6 protein-coding genes, 1 tRNA gene and 3 rRNA genes are annotated in these 13,434 nt (G+C 52.1%); 8 read left to right on the top strand and 2 right to left on the bottom strand.

Annotation, left to right across the window (positions count from 1 at the left end):
- Nucleotides 1-61: 61 nt before the first annotated feature.
- From rluD to HVX64_RS17240, 8 genes are all read left to right on the top strand, one after another.
- Nucleotides 62-1,042 carry a 23S rRNA pseudouridine(1911/1915/1917) synthase RluD gene (gene rluD / locus HVX64_RS17275; protein WP_044255232.1) on the top strand — a complete coding sequence of 327 codons (981 nt, stop codon included), beginning with the start codon at nucleotides 62-64 and terminating at the stop codon, nucleotides 1,040-1,042.
- Nucleotides 1,039-1,770 (top strand): purine nucleoside phosphorylase YfiH, encoded by a 732-nt coding sequence (yfiH, locus tag HVX64_RS17270; RefSeq protein WP_042999701.1) that lies wholly within the window; start codon nucleotides 1,039-1,041, stop codon nucleotides 1,768-1,770. Before rluD ends, yfiH begins: the two co-directional genes overlap by 4 nt.
- Before the next feature lie 129 nt (nucleotides 1,771-1,899).
- Nucleotides 1,900-4,473 carry an ATP-dependent chaperone ClpB gene (gene clpB, locus HVX64_RS17265; protein ID WP_044255236.1) on the top strand — a complete coding sequence of 858 codons (2,574 nt, stop codon included), beginning with the start codon at nucleotides 1,900-1,902 and terminating at the stop codon, nucleotides 4,471-4,473.
- A 467-nt stretch (nucleotides 4,474-4,940) separates the two neighbouring features.
- Nucleotides 4,941-6,482 (top strand): 16S ribosomal RNA (locus HVX64_RS17260).
- Between the two features lie 86 nt (nucleotides 6,483-6,568).
- Nucleotides 6,569-6,644: transfer RNA gene (locus tag HVX64_RS17255), tRNA-Glu, on the top strand.
- A 196-nt stretch (nucleotides 6,645-6,840) separates the two neighbouring features.
- Nucleotides 6,841-9,746, top strand: a 23S ribosomal RNA gene (locus HVX64_RS17250).
- 200 nt (nucleotides 9,747-9,946) lie between these two features.
- Nucleotides 9,947-10,062 (top strand): 5S ribosomal RNA (gene rrf, locus HVX64_RS17245).
- The 16S, 23S and 5S rRNA genes sit together here with 1 tRNA gene alongside, the layout of an rRNA operon.
- A gap of 324 nt (nucleotides 10,063-10,386) precedes the next feature.
- The gene (locus HVX64_RS17240; RefSeq protein ID WP_042999703.1) at nucleotides 10,387-11,685 is read left to right on the top strand and encodes an MFS transporter; all 1,299 of its coding nucleotides are present in this window, start codon (nucleotides 10,387-10,389) and stop codon (nucleotides 11,683-11,685) included.
- Here HVX64_RS17240 and HVX64_RS17235 read toward each other — a convergent pair.
- Together HVX64_RS17235 and pssA are read right to left on the bottom strand one after the other, a co-directional pair.
- Nucleotides 11,682-12,005, bottom strand: a complete 324-nt coding sequence (locus HVX64_RS17235) for a YfiM family lipoprotein (protein WP_043001845.1) — start codon at nucleotides 12,003-12,005, stop codon at nucleotides 11,682-11,684. The genes HVX64_RS17240 and HVX64_RS17235 overlap by 4 nt on opposite strands.
- A 44-nt stretch (nucleotides 12,006-12,049) precedes the next feature.
- The gene (pssA, locus tag HVX64_RS17230; RefSeq protein WP_044253171.1) at nucleotides 12,050-13,405 is read right to left on the bottom strand and encodes a CDP-diacylglycerol--serine O-phosphatidyltransferase; all 1,356 of its coding nucleotides are present in this window, start codon (nucleotides 13,403-13,405) and stop codon (nucleotides 12,050-12,052) included.
- Nucleotides 13,406-13,434 lie beyond the last annotated feature (29 nt).

Below are 13,434 nucleotides of genomic sequence, written 5' to 3'. Positions count from 1 at the left end.
AATAGCACACTATATTAAACGGCAAAGCCGTAAAACCCAACGTTAAACGAAGAAGCTGTATATGGCACAACGAGTACAACTCACCGCAACGGTATCCGAAAATCAACTCGGTCAACGCTTAGATCAAGCTTTGGCCGAAATGTTCCCTGATTATTCGCGATCGCGCATAAAAGATTGGATTCTTGATCGGCGCGTGCTGGTCAACGGTAAACTTTGCGACAAACCAAAAGAAAAAGTGTTAGGCGGAGAACGGGTCGCCATCGATGCTGAAATCGATGAAGAAATCCGCTTCGAGCCTCAGGATATCCCACTGGATATCGTTTATGAAGATGATGACATCATTGTTATCAACAAGCCACGCGATCTGGTTGTTCATCCTGGCGCGGGCAACCCAGACGGCACGGTTCTGAATGCATTACTGCATTATTATCCGCCAATTGCTGATGTCCCACGCGCAGGTATTGTCCATCGCCTGGATAAAGACACCACCGGGCTGATGGTAGTGGCGAAAACCGTTCCGGCGCAAACGCGGCTGGTGGAAGCGCTGCAACTGCGTGAAATTACCCGTGAATACGAAGCGGTAGCGATCGGTCATATGACGGCTGGCGGCACGGTGGAAGAACCTATCAGCCGTCACCCGACGAAGCGTACTCATATGGCGGTGCATCCGATGGGTAAACCAGCGGTCACGCACTATCGCATCATGGAACACTTCCGTGTGCACACGCGTCTGCGCTTGCGTCTGGAGACCGGACGTACGCACCAGATCCGCGTGCATATGGCGCATATTACCCATCCGCTGGTGGGCGATCAGGTATACGGTGGCCGTCCACGTCCGCCGAAAGGCGCGTCGGAGACATTTATCTCGACATTGCGTAAATTCGACCGTCAGGCGCTACATGCCACCATGCTGCGTCTGTATCACCCGATTTCCGGTATCGAAATGGAATGGCATGCGCCGATCCCACAGGATATGGTGGAACTGATTGACGCGATGCGTGCGGATTTCGAAGAACATAAGGATGACGTGGCCTGGCTATGAGTGAGCTTATTGTCCCGCAGTGGCCTCTGCCGAACGGTGTGGCGGCCTGCAGTTCGACCCGTACCGGTGGTGTGAGTTTGCCGCCGTATGATGCCTTAAACCTGGGCGCCCACTGTGGCGATAACCCGGAGCATGTCGAAGAGAACCGCAGACGCCTGTTTGCTGCGGGCAATCTGCCTTCAAAACCGGTCTGGCTGGAACAGGTGCATGGAAAAGACGTCCTGAAGCTGACCGGCGAGCCTTACGCCTCTAAACGGGCTGATGCGTCATACAGTAATACGCCGGGTACCGTTTGTGCGGTAATGACGGCAGACTGTCTGCCCGTACTCTTTTGTAATCGGGCAGGAACGGAGGTGGCGGCAGCCCATGCGGGCTGGCGTGGATTATGTGAAGGCGTACTGGAAGAGACGGTGGCCTGCTTTGCTGATAAGCCTGAAAATATTCTTGCCTGGTTAGGCCCGGCGATTGGTCCTGCGGCGTTTGAAGTCGGACCTGAGGTGCGCGAGGCGTTTATCGCCAAAGAGACTAATGCGCATGAAGCCTTTGAGCCTCACGGCGAAAAATATCTGGCGAATATTTATCAGCTTGCCCGTCAGCGCCTGGCAAATGTCGGCGTTGAGCAAATTTATGGCGGCGACCGCTGTACTTTTAGTGAAAATGAGACTTTCTTCTCTTATCGTCGCGACAAGACCACGGGGCGTATGGCAAGTTTTATTTGGCTGATATAACCTAAAGAATCAAGACGATCCGGTACGTGTAATTTTCTTTTCACATAATTCAGGTCAATAACCTTGAATAATTGAGGGATGACCTCATTTAATCTCCAGTAGCAAATTTGACCTGTTATGGGAGGAGTTATGCGTCTGGATCGTCTTACTAACAAATTCCAGCTTGCTCTTGCCGATGCCCAGTCGCTCGCACTGGGGCACGACAACCAATTCATCGAACCTCTTCATTTAATGAGCGCCTTGCTGAATCAGGAAGGGGGATCGGTACGTCCTTTATTAACCTCTGCCGGTATTAATGCCGGACAGTTACGCACCGCCATCGATCAGGCGCTGAGTCGTTTACCGCAGGTGGAAGGCACTGGCGGCGACGTCCAGCCCTCTCAGGATCTGATGCGTGTTCTGAATCTTTGCGACAAGCTGGCGCAAAAGCGAGGGGACAACTTTATTTCGTCAGAACTGTTCGTTCTGGCGGCGCTTGAGTCGCGTGGCACACTGCCCGATTTACTGAAATCGGCTGGCGCAACGACCGCGAATATTACTCAGGCAATTGAACAAATGCGTGGAGGTGAAAGCGTGAACGACCAGGGGGCTGAAGACCAACGTCAGGCCTTGAAAAAATACACTGTCGATCTGACTGAGCGTGCCGAGCAGGGCAAACTTGACCCGGTTATCGGCCGTGATGAAGAGATCCGCCGGACCATTCAGGTTCTGCAGCGTCGTACAAAAAACAACCCGGTGTTAATCGGTGAGCCTGGTGTCGGTAAAACGGCGATTGTTGAAGGACTGGCACAGCGAATCATTAATGGTGAAGTCCCTGAAGGGTTAAAAGGCCGTCGCGTACTGGCGCTGGATATGGGCGCGCTGGTGGCAGGGGCAAAATACCGCGGTGAATTTGAAGAACGCTTAAAAGGCGTACTCAACGATCTTGCCAAACAGGAAGGGAATGTCATCCTGTTTATCGACGAATTGCACACCATGGTGGGCGCAGGTAAAGCGGATGGCGCAATGGATGCCGGGAACATGCTGAAACCGGCGCTGGCGCGTGGGGAACTGCACTGCGTAGGGGCGACTACGCTCGACGAGTATCGGCAGTACATCGAAAAAGATGCGGCGCTGGAACGTCGTTTCCAGAAAGTGTTCGTGGCTGAGCCGTCAGTGGAAGATACCATTGCGATACTGCGTGGTCTGAAAGAACGTTATGAACTGCATCACCATGTGCAGATTACTGACCCGGCAATCGTCGCGGCCGCCACGCTGTCTCATCGTTACATTGCCGATCGCCAGTTGCCGGATAAAGCCATCGACCTGATCGATGAAGCGGCATCCAGCATCCGTATGCAGATTGACTCTAAGCCGGAAGAACTGGACAGACTCGACCGCCGCATTATCCAGCTCAAGCTGGAGCAGCAGGCATTAATGAAAGAGTCTGATGAGGCGAGTAAAAAACGCCTCGATATGCTTAACGAAGAGCTGGATGATAAAGAGCGTCAGTACTCTGAATTAGAAGAAGAGTGGAAAGCGGAAAAAGCGTCGCTCTCCGGAACACAAACGATCAAAGCCGAGCTGGAACAGGCGAAGATTGCTATTGAACAGGCGCGTCGTGTTGGCGATCTGGCGCGGATGTCAGAACTGCAATACGGTAAAATTCCTGAGCTGGAAAAACAGCTGGAAGCCGCGACGCAGTCGGAAGGTAAAACCATGCGTCTGTTGCGTAATAAAGTGACGGATGCGGAAATTGCCGAAGTGCTGGCGCGCTGGACCGGTATTCCGGTCGCGAGAATGCTGGAAGGCGAGCGCGAAAAACTGTTGCGTATGGAGCAAGAGTTACATAGCCGTGTGATCGGTCAGAATGAAGCGGTCGAAGCCGTATCGAATGCGATTCGTCGTAGCCGTGCCGGTCTTGCCGATCCAAACCGCCCGATTGGCTCGTTCCTGTTCCTCGGCCCAACCGGGGTCGGTAAAACCGAGCTGTGTAAGGCGCTGGCAAACTTTATGTTTGACAGTGATGATGCGATGGTGCGGATCGACATGTCCGAGTTTATGGAGAAACACTCCGTATCACGTCTGGTGGGTGCGCCTCCGGGATATGTCGGTTATGAAGAGGGTGGCTACCTGACAGAAGCGGTTCGTCGTCGTCCTTATTCCGTTATTCTGCTTGATGAAGTTGAGAAAGCGCATCCTGATGTGTTCAACATTCTTCTGCAGGTACTGGATGATGGTCGTCTGACCGATGGACAGGGGAGAACGGTCGACTTCCGTAATACGGTGGTCATTATGACCTCTAACCTGGGTTCCGATTTGATTCAGGAACGCTTTGGCGATCTCGACTACAGCCATATGAAAGATCTGGTGTTAGGTGTGGTGAGTCACAACTTCCGCCCGGAATTCATCAACCGTATAGATGAGGTTGTGGTATTCCATCCGTTGGGTGAACAACACATCGCGTCTATTGCGCAGATCCAACTGCAGCGTCTGTACAAACGTCTGGAAGAGCGTGGCTATGAAATCCACATCTCTGATGAAGCGCTGAAACTGCTGAGCGCAAATGGTTATGATCCGGTGTATGGGGCGCGTCCGTTGAAACGTGCAATCCAGCAGCAGATCGAAAACCCGCTGGCGCAGCAAATCCTGTCTGGAGAGTTAATTCCAGGCAAAACGATTCGTCTTGAGGTAAACGACGATCGGATTGTCGCAGTACAGTAATTCTTGATGAAATAATTAATGGGCTCTTCGGAGCCCATTTTTGTTTAAAAAACAGGCTAAAATGATGGTTTATAGAGTGGTTTGCCTGGAAAGTGAGCAGTCGATAAGTTTTTTGTATTTTTGACTTGTCAGCCCGAAATAACTCCCTATAATGCGCCTCCACTGACACGGAATAACGGCACACAAGCCGCCGGGTCAGCAGGGTTCTCCGGTGAAAACCAGTGATGAACACCGACAGAGAAAAGCGAAATAAATGCTTGACTCTGAAGCGGGAAAGCGTATTATGCACACCCCGCGCCGCTGAGAAAAAGCGAAGCGGCACTGCTCTTTAACAATTTATCAGACAATCTGTGTGGGCACTCAGAGTGACATGGATTCTTAACGTCGCAAGACGAAAAATGAATACCAAGTCTCAAAGAGTGAACACGTAATTCATTACGACGTTTAATTCTAGGAGCATCAAACTTAAATTGAAGAGTTTGATCATGGCTCAGATTGAACGCTGGCGGCAGGCCTAACACATGCAAGTCGAACGGTAACAGGAAGCAGCTTGCTGCTTTGCTGACGAGTGGCGGACGGGTGAGTAATGTCTGGGAAACTGCCCGATGGAGGGGGATAACTACTGGAAACGGTAGCTAATACCGCATAATGTCGCAAGACCAAAGAGGGGGACCTTCGGGCCTCTTGCCATCGGATGTGCCCAGATGGGATTAGCTAGTTGGTGAGGTAACGGCTCACCAAGGCGACGATCCCTAGCTGGTCTGAGAGGATGACCAGCCACACTGGAACTGAGACACGGTCCAGACTCCTACGGGAGGCAGCAGTGGGGAATATTGCACAATGGGCGCAAGCCTGATGCAGCCATGCCGCGTGTATGAAGAAGGCCTTCGGGTTGTAAAGTACTTTCAGCGGGGAGGAAGGTGTTGTGGTTAATAACCGCAGCAATTGACGTTACCCGCAGAAGAAGCACCGGCTAACTCCGTGCCAGCAGCCGCGGTAATACGGAGGGTGCAAGCGTTAATCGGAATTACTGGGCGTAAAGCGCACGCAGGCGGTCTGTCAAGTCGGATGTGAAATCCCCGGGCTCAACCTGGGAACTGCATTCGAAACTGGCAGGCTTGAGTCTCGTAGAGGGGGGTAGAATTCCAGGTGTAGCGGTGAAATGCGTAGAGATCTGGAGGAATACCGGTGGCGAAGGCGGCCCCCTGGACGAAGACTGACGCTCAGGTGCGAAAGCGTGGGGAGCAAACAGGATTAGATACCCTGGTAGTCCACGCCGTAAACGATGTCTATTTGGAGGTTGTGCCCTTGAGGTGTGGCTTCCGGAGCTAACGCGTTAAATAGACCGCCTGGGGAGTACGGCCGCAAGGTTAAAACTCAAATGAATTGACGGGGGCCCGCACAAGCGGTGGAGCATGTGGTTTAATTCGATGCAACGCGAAGAACCTTACCTGGTCTTGACATCCACAGAACTTGGCAGAGATGCCTTGGTGCCTTCGGGAACTGTGAGACAGGTGCTGCATGGCTGTCGTCAGCTCGTGTTGTGAAATGTTGGGTTAAGTCCCGCAACGAGCGCAACCCTTATCCTTTGTTGCCAGCGGTTAGGCCGGGAACTCAAAGGAGACTGCCAGTGATAAACTGGAGGAAGGTGGGGATGACGTCAAGTCATCATGGCCCTTACGACCAGGGCTACACACGTGCTACAATGGCATATACAAAGAGAAGCGACCTCGCGAGAGCAAGCGGACCTCATAAAGTATGTCGTAGTCCGGATTGGAGTCTGCAACTCGACTCCATGAAGTCGGAATCGCTAGTAATCGTGGATCAGAATGCCACGGTGAATACGTTCCCGGGCCTTGTACACACCGCCCGTCACACCATGGGAGTGGGTTGCAAAAGAAGTAGGTAGCTTAACCTTCGGGAGGGCGCTTACCACTTTGTGATTCATGACTGGGGTGAAGTCGTAACAAGGTAACCGTAGGGGAACCTGCGGTTGGATCACCTCCTTACCTTAAAGAACCTGCCTTTGTAGTGCCCACACAGATTGTCTGATGAAAAGTAAAAAGCAAGGCGTCTTGCCGAAGCAGACTTCAGTGTCCCCTTCGTCTAGAGGCCCAGGACACCGCCCTTTCACGGCGGTAACAGGGGTTCGAATCCCCTAGGGGACGCCACTTGCTGGTTTGTGTGAGTGAAAGTCGCCGGCCTTTGTATCTCAAAACTGACTCAGCGAGTCATGTTTGAGATATTTGCTCTTTAAAAATCTGGATCAAGCTGAAAATTGAAACGACACACTGTTAATGGTGTGTTCGAGTCTCTCAAATTTTCGCAACACGATGATGAATCGAAAGAAACATCTTCGGGTTGTGAGGTTAAGCGACTAAGCGTACACGGTGGATGCCCTGGCAGTCAGAGGCGATGAAGGACGTGCTAATCTGCGAAAAGCGTCGGTAAGGTGATATGAACCGTTATAGCCGGCGATGTCCGAATGGGGAAACCCAGTGCAATTCGTTGCACTATCGTTAACTGAATCCATAGGTTAACGAGGCGAACCGGGGGAACTGAAACATCTAAGTACCCCGAGGAAAAGAAATCAACCGAGATTCCCCCAGTAGCGGCGAGCGAACGGGGAGCAGCCCAGAGCCTGAATCAGCATGTGTGGTAGTGGAACGGTCTGGAAAGGCCGGCGATACAGGGTGACAGCCCCGTACACAAAATTGCATGTGTTGTGAGCTCGATGAGTAGGGCGGGACACGTGGTATCCTGTCTGAATATGGGGGGACCATCCTCCAAGGCTAAATACTCCTGACTGACCGATAGTGAACCAGTACCGTGAGGGAAAGGCGAAAAGAACCCCGGCGAGGGGAGTGAAAAAGAACCTGAAACCGTGTACGTACAAGCAGTGGGAGCCTCTTTATGGGGTGACTGCGTACCTTTTGTATAATGGGTCAGCGACTTATATTCTGTAGCAAGGTTAACCGAATAGGGGAGCCGAAGGGAAACCGAGTCTTAACTGGGCGTTAAGTTGCAGGGTATAGACCCGAAACCCGGTGATCTAGCCATGGGCAGGTTGAAGGTTGGGTAACACTAACTGGAGGACCGAACCGACTAATGTTGAAAAATTAGCGGATGACTTGTGGCTGGGGGTGAAAGGCCAATCAAACCGGGAGATAGCTGGTTCTCCCCGAAAGCTATTTAGGTAGCGCCTCGTGAATTCATCTCCGGGGGTAGAGCACTGTTTCGGCTAGGGGGCCATCCCGGCTTACCAACCCGATGCAAACTGCGAATACCGGAGAATGTTATCACGGGAGACACACGGCGGGTGCTAACGTCCGTCGTGAAGAGGGAAACAACCCAGACCGCCAGCTAAGGTCCCAAAGTCATGGTTAAGTGGGAAACGATGTGGGAAGGCTCAGACAGCCAGGATGTTGGCTTAGAAGCAGCCATCATTTAAAGAAAGCGTAATAGCTCACTGGTCGAGTCGGCCTGCGCGGAAGATGTAACGGGGCTAAACCATGCACCGAAGCTGCGGCAGCGACACTAAGTGTTGTTGGGTAGGGGAGCGTTCTGTAAGCCTGTGAAGGTGTGCTGTGAGGCATGCTGGAGGTATCAGAAGTGCGAATGCTGACATAAGTAACGATAAAGCGGGTGAAAAGCCCGCTCGCCGGAAGACCAAGGGTTCCTGTCCAACGTTAATCGGGGCAGGGTGAGTCGACCCCTAAGGCGAGGCCGAAAGGCGTAGTCGATGGGAAACAGGTTAATATTCCTGTACCAGGTGTTACTGCGAAGGGGGGACGGAGAAGGCTATGTTGGCCGGGCGACGGTTGTCCCGGTTTAAGCGTGTAGGTGTGTGTTCCAGGTAAATCCGGTTCACTTTAACACTGAGGCGTGATGACGAGGCACTACGGTGCTGAAGCAACAAATGCCCTGCTTCCAGGAAAAGCCTCTAAGCATCAGGTAACATCAGATCGTACCCCAAACCGACACAGGTGGTCAGGTAGAGAATACCAAGGCGCTTGAGAGAACTCGGGTGAAGGAACTAGGCAAAATGGTGCCGTAACTTCGGGAGAAGGCACGCTGATATGTAGGTGAAGCGATTTACTCGTGGAGCTGAAATCAGTCGAAGATACCAGCTGGCTGCAACTGTTTATTAAAAACACAGCACTGTGCAAACACGAAAGTGGACGTATACGGTGTGACGCCTGCCCGGTGCCGGAAGGTTAATTGATGGGGTTATCCGTAAGGAGAAGCTCTTGATCGAAGCCCCGGTAAACGGCGGCCGTAACTATAACGGTCCTAAGGTAGCGAAATTCCTTGTCGGGTAAGTTCCGACCTGCACGAATGGCGTAATGATGGCCAGGCTGTCTCCACCCGAGACTCAGTGAAATTGAACTCGCTGTGAAGATGCAGTGTACCCGCGGCAAGACGGAAAGACCCCGTGAACCTTTACTATAGCTTGACACTGAACACTGGTCCTTGATGTGTAGGATAGGTGGGAGGCTTTGAAGCGCGGACGCCAGTTCGTGTGGAGCCGTCCTTGAAATACCACCCTTTAATGGCTGGTGTTCTAACGTGGGCCCGTAATCCGGGTTGCGGACAGTGTCTGGTGGGTAGTTTGACTGGGGCGGTCTCCTCCTAAAGAGTAACGGAGGAGCACGAAGGTTAGCTAATCCTGGTCGGACATCAGGAGGTTAGTGCAAAGGCATAAGCTAGCTTGACTGCGAGCGTGACGGCGCGAGCAGGTGCGAAAGCAGGTCTTAGTGATCCGGTGGTTCTGAATGGAAGGGCCATCGCTCAACGGATAAAAGGTACTCCGGGGATAACAGGCTGATACCGCCCAAGAGTTCATATCGACGGCGGTGTTTGGCACCTCGATGTCGGCTCATCACATCCTGGGGCTGAAGTAGGTCCCAAGGGTATGGCTGTTCGCCATTTAAAGTGGTACGCGAGCTGGGTTTAGAACGTCGTGAGACAGTTCGGTCCCTATCTGCCGTGGGCGCTGGAGAATTGAGGGGGGCTGCTCCTAGTACGAGAGGACCGGAGTGGACGCATCACTGGTGTTCGGGTTGTCATGCCAATGGCACTGCCCGGTAGCTAAATGCGGAAGAGATAAGTGCTGAAAGCATCTAAGCACGAAACTTGCCCCGAGATGAGTTCTCCCTGACCCTTTAAGGGTCCTGAAGGAACGTTGAAGACGACGACGTTGATAGGCCGGGTGTGTAAGCGCAGCGATGCGTTGAGCTAACCGGTACTAATGAACCGTGAGGCTTAACCTTACAACGCCGAAGCTGTTTTGGCGGATTGAGAGAAAATTTTCAGCGTTGATACCGGATTGTAGTGCGCAATAGTTTGCGCAGCGGCAAGGCGGCAAATGAAGTGACGGAAGGAGCATACATGAGTATGTGACTGAGGTTCACGAATGCAGCCAACGCAGCTGATGCGATAAAATATTGCGTACTGAGCACAAAAGAATTTGCCTGGCGGCTGTAGCGCGGTGGTCCCACCTGACCCCATGCCGAACTCAGAAGTGAAACGCCGTAGCGCCGATGGTAGTGTGGGGTCTCCCCATGCGAGAGTAGGGAACTGCCAGGCATCAAACAAGTGAAGAGCCCATCCTGACGGATGGGCTTTTTGCGTTTCTGCGCTGCAAATTTGGAGTGTGGCTTTGCCTTATCCGGCCTGCAGTCAGGGCGAGGCTCCGTGGTTAACGGACGCGACCGTCCAGAATAGTCGAACCTCTGCGCGCGCCGTCACGATGAATCTCATCAACTGATCCCTGCGCTTACTCCTAAATTCTTTCCCTGCTAATTAAAACCGCGATCGCTGTCACACAACAACATATAACAATTATATAACATTTCTTTTACTAAAAAAGACAGCAAACACAACCGGATCTTTGGCAGGAGTACAACTTTAATGACTGAAAGCAGTGTAACTGCGAACGGGTCACTGACTGATAGTGATACCCGTCGTCGCATATGGGCAATTGTAGGCGCGTCATCCGGAAATCTGGTTGAATGGTTTGATTTCTATGTCTACTCGTTTTGCTCGCTCTATTTTGCCCACATCTTCTTTCCTTCCGGAAACACGACAACGCAGCTACTACAAACCGCAGGCGTTTTTGCTGCCGGGTTTTTAATGCGTCCGATTGGTGGTTGGCTATTCGGTCGTATCGCCGATAAACATGGTCGTAAAAAATCCATGCTTTTGTCCGTTTGTATGATGTGTCTGGGATCGCTGGTGATCGCCTGCCTGCCAGGTTATGAAACCATTGGAACCTGGGCTCCGGCGCTGTTACTGCTGGCGCGTTTGTTCCAGGGATTATCTGTTGGTGGGGAGTATGGCACCAGCGCGACCTACATGAGTGAAGTTGCTGTCGAGGGCCGTAAGGGGTTTTACGCCTCTTTCCAGTACGTCACACTTATCGGTGGTCAACTGTTGGCGCTGCTGGTTGTGGTTGTCTTACAGCAGACTATGGAAGATTCAGCCCTCAGAGAGTGGGGCTGGCGTATTCCTTTCGCATTAGGCGCAGTACTGGCGATTGTGGCGCTCTGGTTACGTCGTCAACTGGATGAAACATCAAAGCAGGAAACGCGTGCGCTGAAAGAAGCGGGCTCGCTGAAAGGGTTATGGCGTAACCGTAGAGCGTTCATCATGGTGCTCGGGTTCACCGCGGCGGGATCGCTGTGCTTCTATACCTTCACTACCTATATGCAAAAGTATCTGGTAAACACCGCAGGTATGCATGCCAATGTGGCAAGCGGCATTATGACGGCGGCGCTATTTGTTTATATGCTTGTGCAGCCGCTGTTTGGTGCGTTGTCAGATAAAATTGGCCGACGTACCTCCATGCTGTGTTTCGGCGCGCTGGCAACCCTGTTTACTGTCCCCATTTTGACCGCGCTTCAGAATGTGACTTCGCCGTATGCAGCATTTGGTCTGGTAATGTGCGCGCTGCTGATCGTCAGTTTCTACACCTCGATCAGCGGTATATTGAAAGCTGAAATGTTCCCGGCACAGGTTCGCGCATTAGGAGTGGGGCTTTCTTATGCCGTGGCGAATGCTCTGTTTGGTGGTTCGGCGGAATATGTGGCGCTGTCGCTGAAGTCTGTCGGTATGGAGACGTCGTTCTTCTGGTATGTCACCGTTATGTCGATCGTCGCATTTTTGGTTTCGTTGACGTTGCATCGCAAAGGGAAAGGTCTGCGCCTCTAGTGATGCGCCATTTGCCAGAGTGTATAGCCGGTCGTTGCACCGGCGACATCCCAGGCAAAGTCTTTCCAGCTCCAGCCGCTCCCTGCGGGGCGGCTATCCCAAAGCTCCTTTGACGCCCCCAGACTGACCGAGAACATAAACCCTATCATCGCACTGTGATCGCGGCTGATTCCCTGATGTTGCGCGTACTCATTACCTGCGGCTGAGAGCATCGCGGAAGCAATAAAGTGCTGTGCTTTGTCCTGCCCACTCCAGCTATCCTGCGCCATATGGCTACAGCCTGACAGAATAAAGGCGCTCAGAAGAAAAATAACGCGCACCATGCCCCCATAGAAAAAACCCCGTTCAGGACGGGGTTTCACTTTTACAGAATACGGCTTATCAGCCTGTCGATTCGAATACGACGTAATCGACGGATCAGTTTGCGAACTTTTACCGGGTAATCGGCAATGCTCTGCAAGTCACGATAGTGTTTAACGACCGTGGTATGCGTACGAATTAGCGCCAGCTCTTTCTCGCGCTGTGCAGCCAGCTCTTGCTTAGGATCGTGGATCAGGATTGCATTTTCCAGATCCAGACGCCAGGCGCGCGGGTTGAGGTTGTTCCCGGTCAGCAGCATCCACTTGTCATCGATCCACATCCCTTTGAGATGGTAGGTATTGTCGTCATCTTTCCACAAGCGAACGACCAGTTGATCGGTATTGACATAATACTGCAAACGACTCAGGAAACGACGCAGGTTAATCTCATAGAGATAGGGCAATGCGCCAATTATCTTAAATGGTTCATTTTCCGGGATATAAAAATCGTTGGCGGTTTTATCCCCCACAATGATCTCAACTTTCTTCCCTTCGCGCAGCAGTTGAATGATGTTGCGAACAAGAATTGCTGGCAGGTTGAAATAGGGGGTGCAAATCGTGAGCTTATGCTCCGCACAGGGCATAAGGTGGAAAATGGTTTTGTTCAGCAGGCTGGATTTCCCCAGACCGACCAATGGCGTCACGGACAGCTGTTCATTATCGGCATCGCCCTGGAAGTGATAAGCCGCGTCACGAAGCTCCTGGCGGTATAAACGAATGTCGTTTTTAATCTCCGGGCTTTTCGGACGCTGGGTATTATCCAGACGATTTACGCCACGACCGTTCATCAGGTTCTGGGTCACCCACTCGAACATGATGTCTGCCATTCTGGCGTTGCGGATTAGCTGATAGCGGTCATAGCGATATTTATCGTGCTGATGCAGATAGACATCGTTAAGACTGGCGCCGCTGTACAGGACGCTATCATCAATGATAAAGCCTTTAAAGTGCAGCACGCCAAGGGCTTCGCGGGTATTGATCGGCACACCGTATACCGGCACATCGACACCCGGATTTTCATGCGCCATTCGGCAATACCAGTCGGCGTTGGTATTGGATGCTGCCGCGCCAATACGTCCACGCTGCGCACGATGCCAGTCGACGAGTACCCGAACATCCAACTCAGGACGCTGCCGTTTCGCCTCGTAAAGCGCGCTAAGAATGCCTTTGCCACCGTCATCCTGTTCCAGATACAGGGCAATAATGCAAATGCGCTGCTTCGCGCTGGCTATCTTTTCCAGCAGGGTCTCCCTGAACCTGGCGGGAGCATAAAAGAAATCGACATCATCAACTGATTGAGAAATCTTAGGTAGTTGGGCAAGGTGTTGTTGATGTTTATTACGCTTAAATTTTGACAACATCACAGTGCATTTCTTCTCTGTTCATTGAA

The organism is Citrobacter sp. RHB20-C16, assembly GCF_013890155.1.
GTDB classification, from domain to species: Bacteria; Pseudomonadota; Gammaproteobacteria; order Enterobacterales; family Enterobacteriaceae; genus Citrobacter_A; species Citrobacter_A amalonaticus.
Note: the sequence above shows the minus strand (reverse complement) of the source record. Positions and strands in the feature narration are given on the sequence as shown.